This window comes from Hyalangium sp., from assembly GCF_045802625.1.
In the GTDB taxonomy this organism is placed as follows: Bacteria; Myxococcota; Myxococcia; order Myxococcales; family Myxococcaceae; genus Hyalangium.
The window spans coordinates 1-19,927 of record NZ_JBJMQP010000074.1 but is presented as its reverse complement, the minus strand read 5'-3'; the positions used below and the strand labels follow the sequence as shown (position 1 = coordinate 19,927).

Here is a 19,927-nt window from a genome sequence, read left to right as displayed (position 1 = left end):
GAGTTCAATGGAAGACAGCAAGCACCGCTCTCCCCAAAACTGTCATTTCGTGAACAGAAACCCTGGCTCACGCGCCGCCGAAGAAGGAGACCTCGAGGATGTGCACGAAGAGGTTGCAGGCGGCGTGGAAGAGCGCCGAGCCGGCGACGGTGCCCGAGCGCTCGCGCATCCAGCCGAAGAGCAGCGCGGGGAAGAAGACGGACAGGCGCCAGGCCTGGAAGATGGCCAGGTGGCCCAGGGCGAAGAGCACCGCCGTGAGCCAGAAGGCGGGCCCCAGCCGCGCGCCGAGCACCCTGCGCCCTCCGGGCCACGCGTCTCGCAGCCGGGTCTGCAGGTAGCCCCGGTAGAAGAACTCCTCGGGCAGGGCCACGACGAACAGCTGGTCGATGACCCACTCGGCGAAGCGCGGGGGCAGCCGGAACGAGAAGTGCCCGGTGCCCAGGTGCGGCGAGAGCAGCCGGGCCAGCTCCTGGGGCAGGTGGGGGATGAGCTCCACCCAGAAGTAGAAGCCGAGGAAGAACAGCGGGCCGACGATGAGGCTCAGCGTGAGGAACAGCCGGAGATCCTGGCGCCAGGCGCGCAGCGTGAGGCCGTAGTCGCGGTAGTCCTCGTCGCGCCAGCGCATGGGGATGAGCGGCAGGTAGAGGAAGCCCACGGTGGCCACGAGCTTGGGGATGCTGCTGCCGCCGAAGAGCGCGAAGGAGAGGATGATGCCCAGGAAGCCCACCGCCCAGAGGGTGAGCACCTCCTGTACGGCGGACAGGCGCGAGGGCTGGGCGGTGGAGAGGCTCATGGCGTCCCCGCCGCCGCGGAGGCGAGCTGGAGCTTCACGGCGGACAACGGCAGGGCCCGGCATCCACCGGGGCGGCGCTGGACGACGACGGCGACGAGCCGTCCCTGCGTGTCGAACAGGGGAGAGCCCGGGACGAAGGGAAGATCCACGTCCACGAAGGGCTCCTGCTTGTCGCGGCGGGCCACGGCGGTGAAGGGCTCGGCGGGCTTCTTGCCTCGGCCCGGCACGACGCCGATGAGCCACTGCCCATCGAGGCCATCGGGGAGCACCTTGACGGGCACGGAGGGGTAGGTGCCGCTGGGAGCGGCGATGACGGCGACCTTGAGGTACGCGTTGGCGAGCACCACCGAGGCGGGCAGGCGCTTTCCGCCGATCTCCACCTCGGTGGTCTCCAGGCTGACGTGGTCCACGGCGGTGAGCACCTGGCCCGCGCTGCCGACGATGACGCCGGGGCCGGCGCGGCGAGGAGCAATGACGCGCACCACCGAGCGCTCATGGAGCTCCAGCGCCTTCTGCAGATCCGCTCGCGTGGGACGATTCACGCCCGAGGCGCGCGCCACGAGGCTGAGACCGAGGAGGAAGAGGGCAAGGAGGCGAGGTGTCACCGCGCCCGCGAGGTTAGCACTGCCTCGCGGACGCGGAAGGGGACTTCACCGGGAGGCGCGCTGGGCCTTGAGCGTGGAGATGAACCGCTCCGCCGGCAGCGTGTTGAGGATGTCACCCTTGCGCGCCCAGCCCCGCCGCGCCGTGGCCACCGCGAAGGGCAGGTGGTGCAGATCCGCCACCTTGTGCGCATCCGCGCTCACCACCAGCTTCACCCCTCGCTGCACCGCCTGGCGCACGTGCTCGGCCTTCAGGTCCAGCCGCGCCGGCTTGCCGTTCACCTCCATCACCACTCCGCGCTCGGCGGCCCGGTCCAGCACCGCCTCCATGCGCAGCGGGTACGGCTCCCGCTCGTGGATGAGCCTCCCGGTCGGATGGCCGATGATGTTCAGGAACGGGTTGTCCATCGCGTTCAGCACGCGCTGGGTCATCTGCTCCTCGTTCATGCTGTGGCGCACGTGCACCGAGGCGATCACCACCTCCAGCTGCTCCAGCACGCTGTCCCGGTAGTCCAGCGCCCCCGTCTCCAGGATGTCCACCTCGATGCCCTTGAGCAGCCGGAAGCCGCGGACCTTCTCGTTCACCCGGTCGATCTCCTCCCACTGGCGCTGGAGATCGTCCTCCTTCAGCCCTCCGGCGTAGACGGCCGCCTGGCTGTGCTCGGTCACCGTCAGGTACTGGAGGCCCAGCGCCTGGGCCGCTCGCGCCATCTCCTCCAGCGAGTTCTTCCCGTCCGACCACGTGCTGTGCGAGTGCACCACCCCGCGCACGTCCTCCATCGTGACGAGCGGCTCCGGCAGCCGGCCCTCCTGCGCCGCCTCGATCTCGCCGTGGTCCTCGCGCAGCTCCGGCGGGACGTACTGCATGCCCAGCAGCCGGTAGAGGTCCGCCTCGTCTCGGATGGGCAGCTTCTTGCCGTCCTTGTCGTGCACCCCCCACTCGGAGATCTTGTACCCCTGGTCCTGCCCGATTCCCCGCAGGCGCACGTGGTGGGCCTTGGAGCCCGTGAAGTGGTGCAGCGCCGTGGCGAAGTCCTCGTCCGGCAGCACCCGCAGGTCCACCTGGAGATCTCCCTCCGTCATCCGCACCGAGCACTTGCTCTCGCCCTTGCCGATCAGCACCGCCACGCCCGGAGCGTTGGCCAGCGCGTCCAGCACCGGGCCCGCCTGCGCCGCCGAGGCCAGCAAGTCCACGTCTCCCACCGTCTCGGCGCGGCGCCGCACGCTGCCGGCCGGGCTCACCCGAATCACCCCGGGCACCGCCTTGAGGCGCTCCAGCAGGCCGTCCACCGTGGGCAGCACGTCCCCCAGCAGCTTCCGCTTGCCGTGAACGCGCTGGTACACGGCAATGCCCTCCAGGATCTTCGCCTCGCTCTTGGCGCCGAACCCCTTGAGCTGGCGCACCCGCCCGTCACGGCAGGCCTTCTCCAGCTCCGCCACGTTGCTCACCGTCAGCTCCTTGAACAGGGCCATTACCTTCTTGGGCCCCATGTCCGGAAGCTGGAGCAGCTCCAGCAGGCCCGGGGGGAACTCGGCCTTGAGCTCCTCGTAGAAGCCGAGCCTCCCCGTGGTCACCAGCTCGGAGATCTTCTCGGCGAGCCCCTGGCCGATCCCCGGGAGCTCTTGCAGGCGGCCTTCCCGTACCAGGATGGTCAGGTCCTGGGTCATCCCCGTGAGCCGGTCCGCGGCGGTGTCATAAGCGCGCACCTTGAAGGTGTTCTCGCCCTTGAGCTGGAGCAGCAGGGAGACGTCCCGGAGGATCTTGGCGACGGCGGCTTTGTCGAGCGGGGGAGGGTTCACGTGAGAGAAGGTAACCCGAGTGGGGCGAGCGCGCAGGCGTCAGTGATCGAGAAGGACCTTCGCGAGCCCGGCGGGGCAGGGTAGAAGGAGCCCTGTTGGGGGACCACCCGTCGTTTTATTGAGTGAGGAAGAACGAGGCCGATGAAGATCAAGCTCGGACCAGCGGATTTCGCTGAGAAGGAGATGCGGGGCTACGAGGTAGGCAACCGCAACGTGTGTATCGCCAAGGTCAATGGGCGCTACAAGGGCCTCGATGACTGGTGCAACCACGCCGGCTGCCTCCTGTCCGGAGGCCGCGTCGAGGACAACCTGGTCATCTGCCCCTGCCACGAGGTCGGCTTTGACTTGGACACCGGCGAGAACAAGACCTCTCCGGACATCGCCGATGACCAGATGGTGGTGAAGGTCGACGTGGATGAGGACGGGGAGATCGTCCTCGACGTTCCCTCGATCGATTAACCGGCAGCGCGACGGGAAGGCAGCCATGGGACACGACGGGCACGATCACGACGACGACCACGGTCATGACCACGACCATGGCCATGGGGCCTCGCATGACCGGGGCCGCCCCGAGCACGGGCACCGCCCGCCACCCCCGCCTCCTCCGCCTCCGCGGCCCGGCCGTCACGACCATGGCCACCCTGAGCACGGGCATCACCACCACCACCACGCGGGGCACGAGCACGGGCACTCGCACGCGGCGGACGAGCACAAGGCGCACGCTCCCGCGCAGGTGAGCGTGTTCGTGGTGACGTGCTCGGACAGCCGGGATGCGGCTCGGGACGAGAGCGGGCAGGTGCTGCGCCGCGGGCTCGAGGCCGAGGGGCACACGCTGTGCGGCTACAAGCTCATCAAGGACGAGCCGGATGCGATCCGCGCGGTGCTGGCCGAGGCCGCCGAGGCCGGAGCGCGTGCGGTGCTCTTCAACGGGGGCACGGGCATTGGCCGGCGGGACTCCACGGTGGAGACGCTGCGCGCCCTGTTCGAGAAGGAGCTGCCCGGCTTCGGAGAGATCTTCCGGATGCTGTCCTACGAGGAGATTGGCAGCGCGGCGATGCTCTCGCGCGCCACCGCGGGCACGTACCGGGGGATGATCCTCTTCGCGATGCCGGGCTCGCCCCAGGCGGTGAAGCTGGCGCTGGAGGCGCTCATCCTCCCGGAGCTGGGCCACCTGGTGCGAGAGCTGACGCGCTGAGGCGCGCTACTCCTCCTCGGACTCGTCGCAGCCCTTGCGCTCCTTGGGGATGCCCGCCTTCTTGTCGTCGCGCACGAAGAGCGCGCCCTTCGGGAAGGTGCTCGAGCCCTTGAGCTGGACGATGCCCTGCTTCGCATCGGCCACCGTCCACTCCACCGGCTCCTTCGAGCCGCTGTCGTGCTTGAGCTCCAGGGTGTACGCGCCCGCCGCGCCGGACTTGAGGTCCGTCACCTTCAGGTGCTCCTTCTCCCGCCCGTAGTCCATGTCCACGTCGCCTCCGGGCTTCAGGTTGAAGCGCGGGGTGTGGGACTCGCAGTACTCGCGGATGACGTAGCCCTGGCCCTCGCGCTCCACCCCGGTCCACTTGCCCGCCAGGGACGCGATGCTCCCGGCGCCCGTGGCCGGCGCGCTTGGCGCGTTGGAGGCCTGCTGCTGACAGTCGAGCTCCGCGAGCTTGAGCAGGCCCACGGTTGCCTTCTTCGAGCCCTTGAAGCGCGCGGGCACCAGGTCGGGCTCGACGGCGGGCACGTAGGCCTCCACCGAGTCGCCCGCTACCACGAACATCTTCCGCTGGGTGTTCTGCTCATCCGGCGCGTAGAAGTACGCGCGGGAGGCCTTCACCTTGCAGCTCTGCGGCGGCTTCACGTTGCCCCGGGTGAAGGCGCCCGAGCCGGGGAAGCCCGCTCCGCAGCAGCCCGGCTGGCTGCTCTGGAGCGTCAGCTTCTTGGGATCCAGGCGCAGGGCCCAGGCGTCCGAGCTGTCACTGCCTCGCAAGGTCCACTCGGTGGGGGACTTCTTCTGCTGGAGCGCCAGGAGGCACTCGCACGTGCCCACGCTGTTGCCCTGCGGAAAGACGCCCGAGTAGTACAGGAGCGACTCGTTCTCCGCCTGGAGGACGGCCAGCTCTCCGCCCTTGGTCTTGTAGACGCCCGTGAGATCCGCCGCGGGCTGGGCGCGGGCCTGCGTCGAGAGGGCTCCGGTCAGCACCGCCAGCCCGAGCCACATGCTGTGTCGCACCATACGTACACCCCTCATCCGTTCTCCCTGAAGGCGATTGCCGTGCGCCGAGCATATGAGGCAATACACAGAGATGGCCTCGCTTTCGAGCGGGGATCGAGAGCCTCAACCGGTGGAGGTTGTCACGTGAGCAGGCGTTCTCGGAGTACGGGGTTGTCCGCCAAGGCGGCCGAGCGCCTGCGTCCGCTCCTGGAGTCCTTCGTGGCATCGACGGATGCCCGCTCGCGCATCGGGTTTGATCCGGTGGAGTTCCCGCACCGGTACTCGGATCCCCGGGACATCGAGGTGAGCGCGCTGCTGGCGGCGGCGCTCGCGTATGGCCGGGCGGACCTGTTCCGGCCCAAGGTGGACGCGCTGCTGCGGCGCATGGGCGCGTCCCCGGCCGCCTTCGTGCGGGAGTTGGAGGTGGCGGGAGCGCGCGAGCTGCTGCACGGGTTCGTGTACCGCTTCAACGTGGGCACGGACGTGGCGGTGCTGCTGCTGGGGATGGGGCGGGCGCTGCGGGAGCACGGGAGCCTGGAGGCGCTCTTCGTTCGAGGGTGGGAGGCGCACGGCTCGATGCACGGAGCGCTGAGTGACTTCACGGCGGCGCTGCGGGACGTGCCCATGGGCGAGCTGCGGCGGGTGCTCGGGAAGGAGCGGGGGCTGCACCACCTGTTGCCCTCTCCGCTGGGGCCGGGCGCGGCGAAGCGGCTCAATTTGTACCTGCGGTGGATGGTGCGCGGGCCGGATGCGGTGGACTTCGGCATCTGGAAGCGGATGCCGGCGTCGGCGCTGGTGATTCCCCTGGATACGCATATTGGGCGCATCGCCCGGCACCTGGGGTTGACGCGGCGCAGTGACTTGAGCTGGCGGACGGCGGAGGAGGTGACGGCCTCGCTGCGGCGGCTGGATGAGGCGGATCCCGTCCGGTACGACTTCGCGCTGTGCCACTACGGCATGAGCGGGGTGTGCCCAGCGAAGCCCGTGGCGGAGAACTGCGCGAAGTGCCTGCTGCTGCCCTCGTGTGCCGTGGGGCCTCGTGTCCTCAAGATGAAGCCGCGAGGAGTCTGAGGCAACTGCTCAGGAAGCACGAACAGCCACACCCGTTCTCAGTGCCTTGGGTTCGCGACATTGGGTAGAGTGTCCTTCGAGACCGGAGGGGGAATCCTATGGGGTTGTTTGGAAGTGACCCGCAGTTGCTGACGGATGGTGCCATTTACGCGAAGGTGCGGGAACTCATTGCTGACGCCGAAGAGCAACTGACCATCATTTCCCCATTCTTCAGCGGGTATGATGCTTGGGGGGCTGTCTGGGTCATGCCTTGGTGCGTATCGCCTGGATTGCCGAGAGTGATCGCTCAAAGCATAGGGTAGCGTTCGCCTCTGCGGGGGGCGGGGCCTTGTTCTAACTCAGCACTCACATTCCGTTTCCCGCGAACTACTCAGCATTATCTGAAGGACGGCCTCGGGCCAGACTTGTGAGAGGGCTGAGCTAAGGCATGCAGCTATGACATATATGGCGCTCGCCCAGCAGCGCTCAGGTACACGATGTCGTGGCAGAATTTGCACTTGATAAGTGTCTGGGCACTACGATTCAACCCTTACGCGATCCCGAGCTTCTTCATCCTGTCCTTGAGAGTGTTGAGCGCGATTCCCAGCTCCTGGGCGGCTCGTGTCTTGTTGCCTTGGTGTCTGTCCAGCGCGGCCCGGAGCTCTGGCTCCGTGAGGGCGCTCGGCCGCTTCTGTACGGCGGGGACGGAGCCTGTGCCGGCCTGGAGGTTGGAGGCTTGGGCGCTCGCGGCGGGCGCCTCTGGCGCGGCTCCAAAGCCCAGCTTGCGCTGAGAGAGGTAGGCCTTCACCGCCTCCAGCGTGATCATCATCCGCTGCGCACCCACCCCATCGATGGCTCGGGCCGCCACTTCTCGCGCCACCACCGCCTTGACTGTCGTTTCCAACTCGCGGATTTGTCCCGGCCAGTCCGCCTGCTGCAAGTAGGCGAGGGCGTCGCTGGTGAACCCGGCGTCGTACTGTTGCTCCGTCTTCAGCCGGTGGAGGAACTGCTCCACCAGGTTCGGGATGTCCTCCCTCCGCTCCTCCAGCGTCGGCAGGACGATCACGTCTCCCGTCGCCAACCGCTGCGCCAGGTCCGGCCTCAGCCCCGTCTGCTGTAGCGGCGTCTTCGACGCTGAGATCAGCCGGAACCGTGGCGGTGGCTCTCTCGAGTCCGGTCCCGCTCCCAGCGGCGCCAGGCTGCCGGTGCCCTCCAAGATGTCGATCAAGAAGTCCTGGGCCGCGGGCGGCAGGAACTCCACCTCGTCCAGGAAGAGGGTGCCACCGTTCGCGACGTAGAACTTGCCCACCCTCGCGAACGCCGCGCCCGTGAAGGCTCCCTTCACGTGCCCCAGCAGCTCGCTGTGCAGCATGCTCGCGTCCTGCGGCAGCCGGCCGCAGTTGAGCACCACGAAGTTCCCGTCCAGCTTGCTCCGGCTGTGGATCTCCCTCGCGATGAACGTCTTGCCCGTCCCCGACTTGCCCAGGATGAAGACCGGCAGTTGGTGCCTCGCGCAGATCTGGATCGAGCGATCCAACTGCGCCGCCGCCACCGAGCCCGTCTGCCGCGGCCTCGGCCCCGCCACCAGCCCGTCCGGCACCTCCGCCAGCAGCAGGATCCGGCTCTTCCCGTTACCCAGGATGAGCACGTTGCCCGCCTCCACCACCCAGTCCTGCGAGGCGCTCATCACCTGGAAGTACTCGCGCTCGTCTCCCGGGAACGGGAACTCCGCTTCCCCCATGAAGCTGTGGTTGCGCGAGTTCAAGTCCCGGTACACCCACCGGTGATCCTCTCGGAACGACAGCCGCCCGTGCTGCCGCGACACCGCGTCGTGCCCGAACACCACTGTCGACTCCGGCGCCCGCCCGAACACGTACGAGCGATCCGGGTAGAGCGGGACGATCAGATCCGGCACGCCCTCGCGCTGCACTCGCAGCGCCTTGGGCTCGCGGTAGGGGTGCTCGGGCTGAGGCGACGAGGGCTCTCGCCGGATTCGCTCCCGGCGTGTAATGGCATGGCTCGCCGGAGGAGGCTGGATCGCCTCGGACAGCGGGATGAGCTCGGTTCGCTCCAGCGAAGGGCCTGTCACCGGGTCCTCCCCGAACCTCGGCACCGTCTCCGGCTGCCCTGCCTTCGGTTCATCGCCGCCGCTCGTCATGGAGCCTCCGGGTACTCGGTGCTGCCTGTCAGTGCTGACGTCAATTCTGACAGGTTGGAGCTGTCTCTGCCTGTCAGACGTGAAGGAGCCTGTCCAATATCTTGAAAAAACAGGAGTGCTTCCCCTCGAAGCAGTTGGCATGCCACGTGCTGTGTGACTGGCCGCAGGGGGATCCATCCTGCCTGTACCCCCGGGCAGGAGAGCTTGGAGTCAACGTGTTCACCTTTTCGGTGGTGTTGAGTGGGAGCGGTGTCTCGACGAAGGGAACGCTGTCCCAGCGAGAGATTTTCGTGGGCCGCTCGAAGAAGTGTCAGCTCGTCCTCCGGGACGACACGGTGTCCGGCGTGCACTGCCGGCTGATCGCCATCGAGGGCGGGGCGATCGTCATCGACGAGGGCTCCACCAACGGGACGTGGCTCAACGGGGAGCTCGTCTCTCAGCCCACCGTGCTCACCGCGGAGGATGAGCTGCGCGTCGGGCCCTTCCTGCTGATGGTGCAGTCCCTGATCGGTGGAGCGAACGCGGCCAACCCGCGAGGGCGGATGGATCGCTCGCGGCGGCCTGCGCTTCCTCCGGTCAGCCAGCTGCCTCCGCTCGCCGAGCGCCCTCGGATCAAGGAGTTCTCCACGGATCTCCAGGTGTCCCAGGCCCAGGTCTTCTGGAGGCTGCTCGGCTTCGAGAAGCCCGGCACCCTGGAGCAGGCCCGCGCCGCCTACCACGCCCGGGTGGACGAGTGCCGCCTGGACACCGTGTCCGAGCTCAACCCGCACCTGCGCGCCCTGGCCGAGCAGCGCATCCGCGAGATCACGTTCGCCTGGGAATACATCCAGCGGCTGCTGCGCAAGTCCCAGCGCGCCGCCTGAGCGAGCCTCCCCAGGCGGGATGACGGCGACGGATGGAAAACTGGGCAAGGTGCTGATCGTGGGCGGGCAGGGCGACTTCAGCAGCAAGTTCGCCGCCGAGTTGTACGATCCCGTGACGGGAACCTGGACCGCCACCGGGAGCCTCCAGGCCTCTCGTGGGGAGCATGTCGCGGCGTTGACCTCGGGCAAGGTCCTGGTAGCGGGAGGATTCGGCAGTGGGACCCGCCTGGCCAGCTCGGAGATCTACGATCCGCAGAGCGGTACCTGGACGAGCGCCAGCGCGATGGCCTCTCCCAGGGATATCTTCGCAGCGACGATGCTGGCCTCGGGCCAGGTGCTCGTCATCGGGGGCTATGGCGGAGACCAGAACTACTACGCCTCCACCGAGCTGTATGGACTCAAGATGACATGCGCTCCCTCGCGCGCCAGCCCCACCGCCGTGGCGAAGCCGATGCCCGCCGTCGAGCCCGTGATCAGCGCTGTCTTCCCCGTGAGACCCAGATCCATTTGGTGTTTCCTCCGCGCCAGGGATGCTCCACGCCCTGCCGGGTTTCTGCCTCCCGGGCGTTTCCCTCCCACATGGGCCGCGTCCAGGTTGGCAGAGCATCCCTCCCGCGCGCCGATTATGGTGGGGGCCCATGGATGACAAGCTGAAGGAGCGGCTGAGCTGGGTCGGGAAGATCGGTTATGACCGCTCGTTGACAGGCCTCGAGGTGTTGGAGGCCGCAGGCGGCAAGGCCCGCGTCCGGCTCCCCGTGAGTGAGGCCGTGCAGAACCCCCTCGGCGCCCTGCACGGCGGCGCGGTGGCCACCCTGGTGGATGTGGTGGGCACGCTCGCCATCATGTCCGCCGATCGCGATCAGCGCCCCGGCGTCTCCACGGACCTCAATGTGTCCTGGTGCTCTCCGGCTCCGGGCGGCTCCACCGTGCTCGTGGAGGCCTCCGTGCTCAAGTCCGGGCGCACCCTGGCCTTCGTCCAGGTGGATCTGCGCCGCGAGAATGATGGTGTCCTCGTGGCCCAGGGCCGCATGACCAAGTTCCTGGGCTGAGCGCGCGATGCTGATCGCCAGACTCTTCTTCATCCTGGTGCTGAACCTGCTCGCCTATGTCGTTCTGCGGCGGCTGTGGCCCGCCTCCGCGAGCGGGTGGCGCCGGTGGACCTTCATTGGGCTGGTGGCGCTGTCCCTCTTGGCCTGGGGCCTGCCCCTGGCGCTCGGGCTCGGGCTGCATGGGCAGATCCCCGTGGTGGGTGCGCCCTTGAAGATGTTCTCCGCCGTGTGGTCCGTCGCCGTGCTGATGGGCGTGGTGTTCGGGGCTCCCTTCGCGATCAGCCGGTGGTGGAAGGGGAGGCGCTCCGGTGTCGCTCCGGGCGAGGCGATGGGGCTCGTGAACCTGGAGCGTAGGAGCCTGCTCGTGAACGCGGGGCGCGCGGTGCCTCTCGTCGCCGTGGGCACCGCCACCGCGGGCGTGGCCAGTGGCAGCTCGGGCTTCGTGGTCCGCGAGCAGGAGGTCCGCGTGCGCGGCCTCCCCGCCGCCCTGGAGGGCTTCCGGATTGGCCAGATCACCGACATCCACGTGGGCCCCTTCATCAGCCCCGAGTATGTCCGCTCCGCCGTGCAGGCCATGAACGATGCGGGCGTCCACCTCCAGGTCATGACGGGCGATCTCGTCGATGACCTGGAGCAGATCGACGAGACCATGGCGGCGCTCGAGGCGTGCCGGGCGCCTCATGGGATGATCGCCATCCTCGGCAACCACGAGCACTGGCGCGGCCTGGAGCCCATCCTCGCTGGGTATGAGGCCCTCTCGAAGCGCGGCGCGCCCGTGCGGCTGCTCGTGGATGAGGCGCTCGTGCTCGAGCACTCCGGCGAGCGCCTGCGCGTGGTCGGCGTCGACTATCCGATGGGGACTCGCACTCCCTTCGCGAGAGCCGAGCGCATGCGCCAGTCCGCGGAGGTGGCCTTCCAAGGTGTCTCTCCCGGTGAGACCGTGCTGTGTCTGGCTCACCACCCGTCCTTCTTCCCGTACGCCGCCGAGCGCGGGGCCTGCCTCACGCTCTCGGGGCATACGCACGGGGGGCAGGTCGCCGTGCTGGGCATCCCCGTGTTCGGGTTCGTCTTCGAGTTCATGCTCGGCCGCTACCGGCAGAAGGACAGTCACCTGTATGTCTCGGGCGGCACGGGGCACTGGCTCCCGTTCCGGATCGGCGTTCCTCCCGAGGTGACGATCGTCACGCTTCGCACGGCGTAGGCATGGCGGAGCCCTGGTACGACGCGGTCGTGGTGGGCGCGGGCTTCGGTGGGCTCGCCACGGCGCCCGAACTGGCCCAGCGCGGCGCCCGCGTGGCGCTGTGCGAGTCGCTCAACTATCCCGGCGGCTGTGCCAGCACCTTCCGCCGGGATGGCTACGCGTTCGAGGCCGGCGCCACCCTGTTCTCCGGGCTCGCCGAGCCGCAGCTCTTTGGGCAGTGGGTGCGGCGGTACGGGCTCGATGTGGAGGTGGACTGGATCGATCCGCTCGTGGAGCTGCGCACGCCCTCGCTGCGGCTCTCCGTCCACCGCGATCGCGAGCGCTTCCTGGAGCAGCTCACCTGTCTGCCGGGGGCCCCTGTCCGCGGCGTGCGCGACTTCTTCTCCCTCCAGCGCCAGGTGGCCGAGGCCCTGTGGACCCTCTTCGAGGATCCCGCGCTGCTGCCTCCGCTGGATCTCCGGGCACTCGTGCGCCACGCCACCCGCGTGTCTCGCTACGTACCCCTGCTGCGCTGGGTGGGCCGTCCCCTGGAGCGGGTGCTCGAGCACTTCGGGCTCCAGCGCTTCGCCCCGCTGCGCACGTACCTGGATGCGCTGTGCCAGATCACCGTCCAGTGCAGCGCCGCCGAGGCCGAGGCTCCCTTCGCGCTCGCCGCCATGGACTACTACTGGCGCGGCACGGGCCATGTGCGCGGTGGCATTGGCCGGCTCGCGGAGGCGCTCGTGCAGGCCATTACCCGCTGCGGTGGACAGGTGCTGCTCGCCAACCGCGTGAAGTCCCTGGCCCCCGAGGCTGGCGGCTGGCGCGTGGTGACTCGCCGCGGAGAGCTGCTCGCCCGGCACGTGGCCGCCAATGTGCTGCCTCGGGGGGTGATGCGCCTGCTGGGGCTTCCTCCCGAACGCCTGCCCAGGCTCGCCGAGCTGTCCGAGCGCGTGGAGGAAGGGTGGGGCGCCGTCATGCTCTACCGCGTGGCTCGGGCTCCCGAGACGGCACTGGCCAAGGCCTCTCACCTGGAGCTCGTCCAGGACGAGTCCGCTCCGCTCGTGGAGGGCAACCACCTGTTCGTCTCCATCAGCGGCGAGGCGGACATGGGCCGCGCGCCCGTGGGCCATCGCACGCTCACCATCTCCACCCATGTGCCGCTGCGCCGGCTCGCCGGGCAGTCCGGTGAGGCCCAGGCCCGATACATCGCGGACATTCAGTCCCGGATGCGCGAGGGCCTGGCGCGGCTGGCTCCCGAGTGGTGCCAGGAGGTGCGGCACGAGCTGACGGCCTCGCCTCGCACCTTCGAGCGCTTCACTCGCCGCGAGGCGGGCGCCGTGGGCGGAGTGCCTCGCCGCGCGGGATTGCGCCAGTACCGCGAGCTGGGCCCGCGCCCTGTGCTGGATGGGCTGTGGCTCGTGGGGGATTCCGTCTTCCCCGGGCAGAGCACCCTGGCTACAGCGCTCGGGGGCATCCGCACGGCCTCTCGCATTGCCGCCCCCCGGTAATGTCTCTCGGATTCGGGGAAAACAGCAAAACAAGCAAGGCTTGTGAAAGCTGCAAAATTTATTCACGCCGCAAAAGGAACAATGTTCCTGTCTAAGGCCTCCTCTGCTGGGAACACGCTTTGCGATGTCCCTGCGGCGGAAGCTCGGGCCTCCTAATAAGGGGGAGCGCTCCGTTGGGGGAGGAGAGACATGCCGAAGGAGAAGGGAACCGTCCTCGTCACTGGGGGCAATCGAGGGATCGGATTCGAGGTGTGCCGGCAGCTGGCCCGCGCGGGCTCGCGCGTGCTGCTCACCGCCAGGGATTCCACGCTCGGCCAGCAGGCCGCCGCCACGCTCCGCTCCGAGGGGTTGGACGTGGCCTTCGAGCCCCTGGATGTGGCCTCCCAGGAGAGCATCGACGCGCTGGGCTCGGCGCTCGAGCGCAAGGGGCAGCGGCTCTCGGCGCTGGTGAACAACGCCGCCATCACCATGGACGGCTTCGATGCTCGCGTGGCCGAGCAGACCCAGGCGATCAACTTCTTCGGCGCCTGGCACGTCACCGAGCGGCTGGCGCCGTTGCTCGAGCCCCACGGCCGGCTCGTCATGGTGTCCAGCGGCGCGGGGGAGCTCGCGGGGCTGGCTCGGGAGCTTCGGCAGCGGTTCGATCCTCCGCCCTCGAAGGAGGTGCTGGCCGCGCTGGTGCGCGAGTTCATCGAGGACGTGCGCAGCGGGCAGTACGCGCGCAAGGGCTGGCCTCGCTCGGCGTACCGCATCTCCAAGGTGGCGCTCAACGCGCTCACGCGCCGGCTGGCCGAGGAGCTCCAGGAGCGGCACGTGCTGGTGAACGCCGTGTGCCCGGGCTGGGTCCGCACTCGCATGGGCGGCTCCAGCGCTCCGCTCGGGGCGGAGGAGGGCGCCGACACCATCGTCTGGGCGGCGATGCTGCCTCCCGAGGGGCCTACGGGCCGGTTCTTCCGCGACCGGAGGCCGATTGATTGGTAGCCCGGAGGCGCCGGGGGCTCACAGCAGTGCGGGCGGCTCGCCCACCTCGCGCTGGAGCAGCTCCGCGGCCCGGGCGTCTCTCGGCGTCCCAAAGCGTTGGCGCGAGCAGGCCAGGAGCTGCCCTGCGTAGACGCTGTCCTCCAGCCCCGCCGTGAGCTGCCCATGCCGCACCATCAGCCGCGCCCGCTCGTCCACCAGGCGGGCGAGGACTCGCGCCTGCTCCGGGGTGGCGAACAGGCCGACGACTGACTTGGCGTCAAAGCGCGTGAGCGTCTCGAACTCCATGCCGAGCGTGGCCAGGCACGCCTCGCGGAGGCTCCGCAGGCCCACCTCCAGGGAGGCGCCCTCCCGCTCGCGCGTGAAGACCGAGGTGAATCGGCCGAGCTCGCGGAGGGCATGCAGGGCAAAGGCGTGGCGCAGGACAGTCATGGGTCCAGACAAAACTGCCCTAGCTCCGCCAAATCATCCAGCCCCCACTGCCGGGGAGTGCTCGGGAGCGCGTTGCAAAATAACGCTCGCGTGGCAACTCGTACCCCGCCGCCGCGGGCGGGAGTAGGATGGGCCCGCCATGCTCTTCCGAGGGAAAGCGCCTCAGACGCGTTCGGAGATCATCGCCGAGGCCGATCGCGCGCGCTCGAAGGGGCGGCTCAAGAAGGCCATCTCCGGGTACAGGAAGGCGCTGGAGCTCGAGCCCAAGGATCCGGTGATCCACGGCAAGCTGGCGCCGCTGCTGGCTCGAGCGAAGCAGCCCGAGGCGGCGCTCCAGAGCTTCCAGGCCGCTGCCCAGGGGCACCTGGACAAGGGCTTCGCCGACAAGGCGCTGGCCGTCTACTCGCAGGCGGCGGACACGTTCCCCCTTCAGGTGAAGCTGTGGCAGCAGCTGGCCCAGCTCAACGCCTCGAAGGGGCTCCGCATGGACGCCGTGAAGACGCTGCTTCGAGGCCGGCTCCACTTCCGTCGCAAGCACGAGCGCCGAGGCGCCATCACCCTGCTGCAGGAGACGCTGGCGCTCGATCCCACGCTCTTCGAGGTGAAGCGGGATCTCGCGCTGCAGCTCTCCCGCGAGCGGCATCAGGCGGAGGCGCTGGCCCTGCTCAACGCGCTGATGCCGGAGGCGAAGAGCCGGCGCCAGCTCCGCCGGCTGCGCTGGACGCTGGTGCAGGTGGAGCCGGGCCTGGGCGCCTGGGGACGCTGGCTGCGCGCCGTGGTGCTGGGGCGCTGACGGCCCTCAGGCCGCTTCATGCCTGCGCTCACCACTCGCCTCGAGCCCCTCCAGCGCGCGCTCGCGCCCGCGGAGCTCCCGCCTCCACAGCCAGAGCACCCAGCCGATCCACGCCAGCGCCGGGAAGGCCCCGAGGAAGATCGCTTGACTCTTCCTCCAGGCCGTCAGCGTCTCCGGGCGAGAGGAGAAGTCCACGAAGCGGACGTGGGAGTGGAGGGAGAACTGGTGCTTCAGTGCCACCTCGATGGCCGCCGAGACAGTGCCTCCGTTGGCCTTCACCGCGACGCCTGCCAACGGGCCCTCGGCCTGCTCCTCCGGAGGAGGCCGGACGGCGATGACGGTGACCAGCTCGTTGGGCCCCCAGCTCCTGGAGACGACGGGGAAGAACCCTCGCGCACCCGGCGCGGCCAGATCCTTGCGAACCACGGCGTCATGGAAGCGGAGGAAATCCGCGCTCCGGTGGGAGAGCTGGGCGGCGTCTCGCACCGAGATGACGGTGGGCGTGGTGCTTCGGCTCTCCAGGCTGCGAGCCCAGATCCACGGGGCGCCGAAGATGCACGCCAGCGCCAGCGCGCCCAGCAGGGCTCCCCTGAAGCCGTAGCGCTTCTTGCGGACGATGGCCTGGCCGATGAGGAGGCTCCCCACCAGCAGCGCGAAGAAGAGCCCTCGGCCGATCTGGAACAGTGCGCCCACCGTGAGCAGCAGCCCCGCGTAGGTGAGCAGCAGCCACTTTCCGAAAGGCCACTGCGCCAGCACCTCCCGAAGCACCGAGAGGGGCCTGGGCAGATCCTTCACCTCGGGGAGCCCGTGCTCCGTCACCACCGCGAGCCAGCGCTGCGCGGTGGCCTCGAGGGCTCGCACCGCGTCGCGGACCTCGCTCACGGAGAGCGCGGCCCCCGAGCGCAGGGCGTGGACGAGCCAGCGGGGCTCCACGCGAAGCGGCGGGTGGGCCTGGGCCGCGCGCTCGGCCTCCTCGAGGAAGGGCTGGGAGGCTCGAACCTTGCCGGGAGCCAGGGCTCTGTCCCGGGACCAGACCGGCGCCACCGGGGGCTTGAGTCCCGAGCCCCACCGGAGCGGGCGCACCCGGAAGGAAGGCCGGAGGCTCCGCGCCTTCGGGGAGAGCAGGACCACTCGGGGAGGCAGCAGCGGCTGGGCGAGCGGCAGCTCCAGGAGCCACTCGGAGCCCGTGTCCCGTAAGCTGAAGCCGGTGCCCTGGAGCTGACCCGCGGCTACCTCCGGGTTGCGGGGCTGGGGCACCAGCTCGAGGCGCAGGCACAGCTCGCGCCAGATCGCCTCACGCTGGCGCCGCCGCCGCGCTCGCAGCCGGGAGCGCAGCAGGTACAGCGCTCCCAGCACCAGCGCGAGGGCGGCCGTGCAGAGGGCAACGAGGCGGAGGTGCTCCGGTGACATGCGGCCCGGAGCATACCGGGAAGACGGAGGCGTACCGCTGCGTGGGCCGCCGCGCCGGGGCTGCCACAGGCTGGCGATGTCGATCACGAAGCGGTACCGTTTCACCATTCTGAGCAAATGGATTGGTCAGGGTAGGCTCACGAGCCTCTGGACCCCGGCGTCCCCATCCGCCGCACCCCCCACGGCCATATCCAATACAACAAGGCGTGATTACTTGGCTTTTTCGTGGCCACGCGCCCTGGAAATGCCGACACGCAACTCGCCCGGGCTGCCGCCAGATAACATTTACGTGATTCAGGCAGCCTGATGGACAGGTTCCCTCCAGTCTTCAGCGGGTCAGCACATGAGCATCCAGAGCACGAGGCAGCGTTCGGCAGTCCCATCGTCCACGCCCGCGCAGAACACGCAGCCCGCGGGGGGCAAACTCCCGCAGCAAGCCGACAGCACTCCGAAGGCGCGCAGCGTCGGGTTCACGAGCCAGAGCAGCTTCGAGCCCGCGGCGAGCGCGCCCGCTGTGGACTTGCAGCGGGGCTCCACGGGGCCCGCCGTGCAGCAACTGCAGGACGATCTGGTCAAGCTGGGCTACCTGACGCAGGCGCAGGTGCAGACGGGCCCGGGCATCTTCGGCCCGCAGACGGAGACGGCCGTCAAGCGCTTCCAGGCCGACCATGGCGTGCCGCAGACGGGCTACTTCGGGCCCATGACGCGCGCGGCGATGAACCAGGCGCTGCAAGGCTCCACCGGGAGCACGCCGCCGCCGAGCACCAGCGGCTCGGCCGAGGTGCAGCAGTTGATGAGCGAGCACCCGGTGGGCTCGTACGCGGGCCAGTGCAGTGGCTTCGCGGCAGTGGCCGCCCACATACCGGGCTTCCCCCGCGCCGACGGCCTGGGCCCGGTCAACGGCAACCAGATGGTCGACTTCCTCACCTCGGGTGGCCACGGCTACCACCGCGTCGGCTCGCCCGCCGCCGGTGACATCTTCTCGATGAACATCGGCCAGTACGGCCACACCGGCGTGGTGGTGGGCGTGCACGACAACATGGTCACGGTGCTCGACTCCAACTGGAACCTCGACGAGAAGATCCGCGTGCACGACATCCCGCTCAGCCAGTTCTCGGGCTTCGCGCGCAAGGACTAGGCGAGGGCTGCGGATGAACTCCTTGCGAAAGGCATGCGGATGAGCCCCGCGAGCACGCCGGTGACGGTGGAGGTGAAGAAGCTGAAGGCCCTGCTGGACACTCACGGGCGTGCGCACCTGCAGGTGCGTGCGGAGCCGGGCGGCACGCTGGTGGTGCACTCGCAGGCGAAGGACGGCACGGAGGAGCAGCACGTGCGCCTGACGCCCGCCGCCGGGGGAGCGCGCTGGAGCATCTCCCTGCGTGGCGACGGGGGCGGCTGGCGCGAGAAGGCCCAGGCCGCCTCGCTCGAGGAGGCGGTGGACGTGCTTGTCTCGGGCCAGCCCTCTCTCCGGGGCTGAGGCCTGAGGGCCCCGGTGTCCCCCGGTATGCCAGGGGAGCACTCCTCTTTGGGGGAGCCGGACGTCCAATTCCGTCGAGGAAGAATGCTTCGCTCCCAACCAGTTGGGGGCGGGCCCTTGTCACGGGTTCTTCGTGGCCCCCGAGGTGGGGGGAGGCTTCCGCCCGGGAAGAATGAAGGGCACGTAGCAGGTGCCCTTGAACATCTCTCCTTCGAGTTCCCTACACCGTGAAATCATCTCCGGGCCGGTGGAGAGGCGGCACAGCCCGCCGTGTCATGGACGCCTGTGTCCTCGAAAGACACGGCCCTCCCCCCATTGCAGGGAGAGAGCCGTCGCTTCTTTCACACCAACCCTTACGCCGTGGGCTTGGCCTTTACCTCCTTCACTCCGGACGCGGCGAGCACGGCGGGCACCTCAGGCGCGACAGGCGCCTCAGGCGCGGCGGGCGGGGTGGACTCGCCGGGCAGCGGGGCCATCAGCGCCGCGCCCAACTTCTTTCGCTCGTGCAGCGGAATGCCCTTGTAGTCCAGCACCGCCGTGCCCTGCTCGTTGCGCACCTCCACCCGCACCTTGGTCCCCTTGGTGAAACGGCTGAGCACCTCCTGCTCCACCTGCTCGGCCAGCACCAGATCCTCCTCCGGCAAAGGCTTGCTGGAAGAGGGCTTGCGCTTGCGCTGGATGGCTCGGCGCATCTCATCCACGCTGCAGTCCGAGAAGACCTTGGGGGTGACCACGCCCTTGGCATCCGGCACCTCGATGAGGGTGGGGCCCGGCTCCTCGTGGTTGATCTTGATGTCGGCGGCCTCCTTGTAGGTCAGCAGCAGGTAGAGGCAGGTGACGCCGAAGTTGCGCGCCACCTCCTCGGAGAAGCCGTCGGCCACGGCCCCATACAAGGTGAGGGCCGTCTGAGACATGTCCTTCAGCTTCTGGCTGAAGTAGTCCCGGGCGTCCTTGAACCCCGCGGCCTGGGCCAGCTCCTTCTTCACCACGTAGTTGTAGATCTGCCCCATGCGGTGATGATTGGTGCTCTCATCCGCCATGAGCTGGAGCAGGCCGTCGCGCGCCTGCTCCAGCGTCATGCCCTCCAGATCCAGACTGCTGACTCCGTTCTTCTCCTGCTTGAACTTCCACTTGAACATCTGTCACTCCAAACCGGGGACACCGCCAGGCATCCCCCCGCCGCTTGACCGTGCGAGCGGAGGCCGCTGAACCAGCCGGCCGTGCCCCAGCAGATTGCAGAGGGCGGGCCAGGGCCTGGACTGCTGAGAAAACAGACACTTGCGAAGACGGGGCATCGGGCCACCGTCCGAGCTCGTGGGCTTGAGAGTCCACGAGACGAGACGGTGGAGGATGGGGAAGGAGGCTTCGCTCCCCACTGGTGGGGAGCAGACCTCGTTTTTAACTGACTCCCAATCAGGGAGTGGACCTCAGGTCCCCACCAGTGGGGAGCGGGCACTGGATCCCCACTGCTTGGGATCCACTGACTCCCAGCCCGTTCAAGAACATCCCGCCAGCCCAGGCGCAGAAACTGGCCGGGGCCTTGGTGGGGCAACTTCAGCCCCTCAGCATGAAGGCCCGGGTGGCGTAGCGCCTCGACGGGAGCGAAGGCCCGGCTCGCTCGGGCTCAGCGCTCCTGC

At 68.9% G+C, this 19,927-nt stretch carries 19 protein-coding genes and 2 pseudogenes; 12 read left to right on the top strand and 9 right to left on the bottom strand.

The window, feature by feature from the left end; genetic code table 11:
- Window positions 1-67 precede the first annotated feature (67 nt).
- The 3 genes from mrtX to polX are packed head-to-tail and all read right to left on the bottom strand — an operon-like array spanning window position 68 to window position 3,195.
- On the bottom strand, window positions 68-793 hold the full coding sequence (gene mrtX, locus ACJ8AT_RS14770; RefSeq protein ID WP_407738363.1) for a myxosortase MrtX: 726 nt from the start codon (window positions 791-793) through the stop codon (window positions 68-70).
- Window positions 790-1,398 (bottom strand): serine protease, encoded by a 609-nt coding sequence (locus ACJ8AT_RS14765; protein WP_407738362.1) that lies wholly within the window; start codon window positions 1,396-1,398, stop codon window positions 790-792. The genes mrtX and ACJ8AT_RS14765 overlap by 4 nt, the downstream gene beginning before the upstream one ends.
- Window positions 1,399-1,443: 45 nt before the next feature.
- Window positions 1,444-3,195: a DNA polymerase/3'-5' exonuclease PolX gene (gene polX / locus ACJ8AT_RS14760; RefSeq protein ID WP_407738361.1), complete on the bottom strand. Its 1,752-nt coding sequence runs from the start codon at window positions 3,193-3,195 to the stop codon at window positions 1,444-1,446.
- 141 nt (window positions 3,196-3,336) lie between these two features.
- Here polX and ACJ8AT_RS14755 point away from each other — a divergent pair, with 141 nt between their 5' ends.
- Window positions 3,337-3,654: a Rieske (2Fe-2S) protein gene (locus tag ACJ8AT_RS14755; RefSeq protein ID WP_407738360.1), complete on the top strand. Its 318-nt coding sequence runs from the start codon at window positions 3,337-3,339 to the stop codon at window positions 3,652-3,654.
- Window positions 3,655-3,928: 274 nt separating this feature from the next.
- Entirely contained in the window at window positions 3,929-4,390 is a 462-nt protein-coding gene (locus ACJ8AT_RS14750; RefSeq protein WP_407738368.1) for a molybdenum cofactor biosynthesis protein B, read from the top strand.
- Between the two features lie 6 nt (window positions 4,391-4,396).
- Here ACJ8AT_RS14750 and ACJ8AT_RS14745 read toward each other — a convergent pair whose 3' ends face one another.
- On the bottom strand, window positions 4,397-5,410 hold the full coding sequence (locus ACJ8AT_RS14745; protein ID WP_407738359.1) for a hypothetical protein: 1,014 nt from the start codon (window positions 5,408-5,410) through the stop codon (window positions 4,397-4,399).
- 123 nt (window positions 5,411-5,533) lie between these two features.
- Here ACJ8AT_RS14745 and ACJ8AT_RS14740 point away from each other — a divergent pair, with 123 nt between their 5' ends.
- On the top strand, window positions 5,534-6,460 hold the full coding sequence (locus ACJ8AT_RS14740) for a TIGR02757 family protein (protein ID WP_407738358.1): 927 nt from the start codon (window positions 5,534-5,536) through the stop codon (window positions 6,458-6,460).
- Between the two features lie 529 nt (window positions 6,461-6,989).
- Here the strand turns inward: ACJ8AT_RS14740 and ACJ8AT_RS14735 are convergent.
- On the bottom strand, window positions 6,990-8,597 hold the full coding sequence (locus ACJ8AT_RS14735) for a sigma-54-dependent Fis family transcriptional regulator (RefSeq protein ID WP_407738357.1): 1,608 nt from the start codon (window positions 8,595-8,597) through the stop codon (window positions 6,990-6,992).
- Between the two features lie 215 nt (window positions 8,598-8,812).
- Here ACJ8AT_RS14735 and ACJ8AT_RS14730 point away from each other — a divergent pair, with 215 nt between their 5' ends.
- Both ACJ8AT_RS14730 and ACJ8AT_RS14725 read left to right on the top strand, forming a co-directional pair.
- Window positions 8,813-9,460 carry an FHA domain-containing protein gene (locus tag ACJ8AT_RS14730; protein ID WP_407738356.1) on the top strand — a complete coding sequence of 216 codons (648 nt, stop codon included), beginning with the start codon at window positions 8,813-8,815 and terminating at the stop codon, window positions 9,458-9,460.
- A gap of 19 nt (window positions 9,461-9,479) precedes the next feature.
- Window positions 9,480-9,686: pseudogene (locus tag ACJ8AT_RS14725) on the top strand (hypothetical protein); the annotation flags it as partial.
- A 170-nt stretch (window positions 9,687-9,856) separates the two neighbouring features.
- On the opposite strand, the pseudogene ACJ8AT_RS14720 reads toward ACJ8AT_RS14725, so the two are convergent.
- Window positions 9,857-9,967 (bottom strand): annotated as a pseudogene (locus tag ACJ8AT_RS14720) (SDR family NAD(P)-dependent oxidoreductase); the annotation flags it as partial.
- 131 nt (window positions 9,968-10,098) lie between these two features.
- On the opposite strand from ACJ8AT_RS14720, the gene ACJ8AT_RS14715 reads away from it, so the two are divergent.
- From ACJ8AT_RS14715 to ACJ8AT_RS14700, 4 genes are all read left to right on the top strand, one after another.
- Window positions 10,099-10,509, top strand: coding sequence for a PaaI family thioesterase (locus ACJ8AT_RS14715; RefSeq protein WP_407738355.1), 411 nt, complete (start codon window positions 10,099-10,101; stop codon window positions 10,507-10,509).
- A 7-nt stretch (window positions 10,510-10,516) separates the two neighbouring features.
- Window positions 10,517-11,710, top strand: coding sequence for a metallophosphoesterase (locus ACJ8AT_RS14710; protein WP_407738354.1), 1,194 nt, complete (start codon window positions 10,517-10,519; stop codon window positions 11,708-11,710).
- Between the two features lie 2 nt (window positions 11,711-11,712).
- Window positions 11,713-13,200: a phytoene desaturase family protein gene (locus tag ACJ8AT_RS14705; protein WP_407738353.1), complete on the top strand. Its 1,488-nt coding sequence runs from the start codon at window positions 11,713-11,715 to the stop codon at window positions 13,198-13,200.
- Window positions 13,201-13,389: 189 nt separating this feature from the next.
- Window positions 13,390-14,181: an SDR family oxidoreductase gene (locus tag ACJ8AT_RS14700; RefSeq protein WP_407738352.1), complete on the top strand. Its 792-nt coding sequence runs from the start codon at window positions 13,390-13,392 to the stop codon at window positions 14,179-14,181.
- An 18-nt stretch (window positions 14,182-14,199) separates the two neighbouring features.
- Here ACJ8AT_RS14700 and ACJ8AT_RS14695 read toward each other — a convergent pair whose 3' ends face one another.
- Complete coding sequence (locus ACJ8AT_RS14695; RefSeq protein WP_407738351.1) at window positions 14,200-14,610, bottom strand: hypothetical protein; 411 nt, start codon at window positions 14,608-14,610, stop codon at window positions 14,200-14,202.
- A gap of 139 nt (window positions 14,611-14,749) precedes the next feature.
- Between ACJ8AT_RS14695 and ACJ8AT_RS14690 the strand changes: the two genes are divergently transcribed.
- Window positions 14,750-15,403, top strand: coding sequence for a hypothetical protein (locus ACJ8AT_RS14690; RefSeq protein WP_407738350.1), 654 nt, complete (start codon window positions 14,750-14,752; stop codon window positions 15,401-15,403).
- Between the two features lie 6 nt (window positions 15,404-15,409).
- Here ACJ8AT_RS14690 and ACJ8AT_RS14685 read toward each other — a convergent pair whose 3' ends face one another.
- On the bottom strand, window positions 15,410-16,921 hold the full coding sequence (locus ACJ8AT_RS14685; RefSeq protein WP_407738349.1) for a hypothetical protein: 1,512 nt from the start codon (window positions 16,919-16,921) through the stop codon (window positions 15,410-15,412).
- A 235-nt stretch (window positions 16,922-17,156) separates the two neighbouring features.
- On the opposite strand from ACJ8AT_RS14685, the gene ACJ8AT_RS14680 reads away from it, so the two are divergent.
- The gene (locus ACJ8AT_RS14680; protein ID WP_407738348.1) at window positions 17,157-17,951 is read left to right on the top strand and encodes a peptidoglycan-binding protein; all 795 of its coding nucleotides are present in this window, start codon (window positions 17,157-17,159) and stop codon (window positions 17,949-17,951) included.
- Between the two features lie 39 nt (window positions 17,952-17,990).
- Entirely contained in the window at window positions 17,991-18,290 is a 300-nt protein-coding gene (locus tag ACJ8AT_RS14675; protein WP_407738347.1) for a hypothetical protein, read from the top strand.
- Between the two features lie 353 nt (window positions 18,291-18,643).
- Here the strand turns inward: ACJ8AT_RS14675 and ACJ8AT_RS14670 are convergent, their stop codons facing one another.
- On the bottom strand, window positions 18,644-19,429 hold the full coding sequence (locus ACJ8AT_RS14670) for a hypothetical protein (protein WP_407738346.1): 786 nt from the start codon (window positions 19,427-19,429) through the stop codon (window positions 18,644-18,646).
- Between the last annotated feature and the right edge of the window lie 498 nt (window positions 19,430-19,927).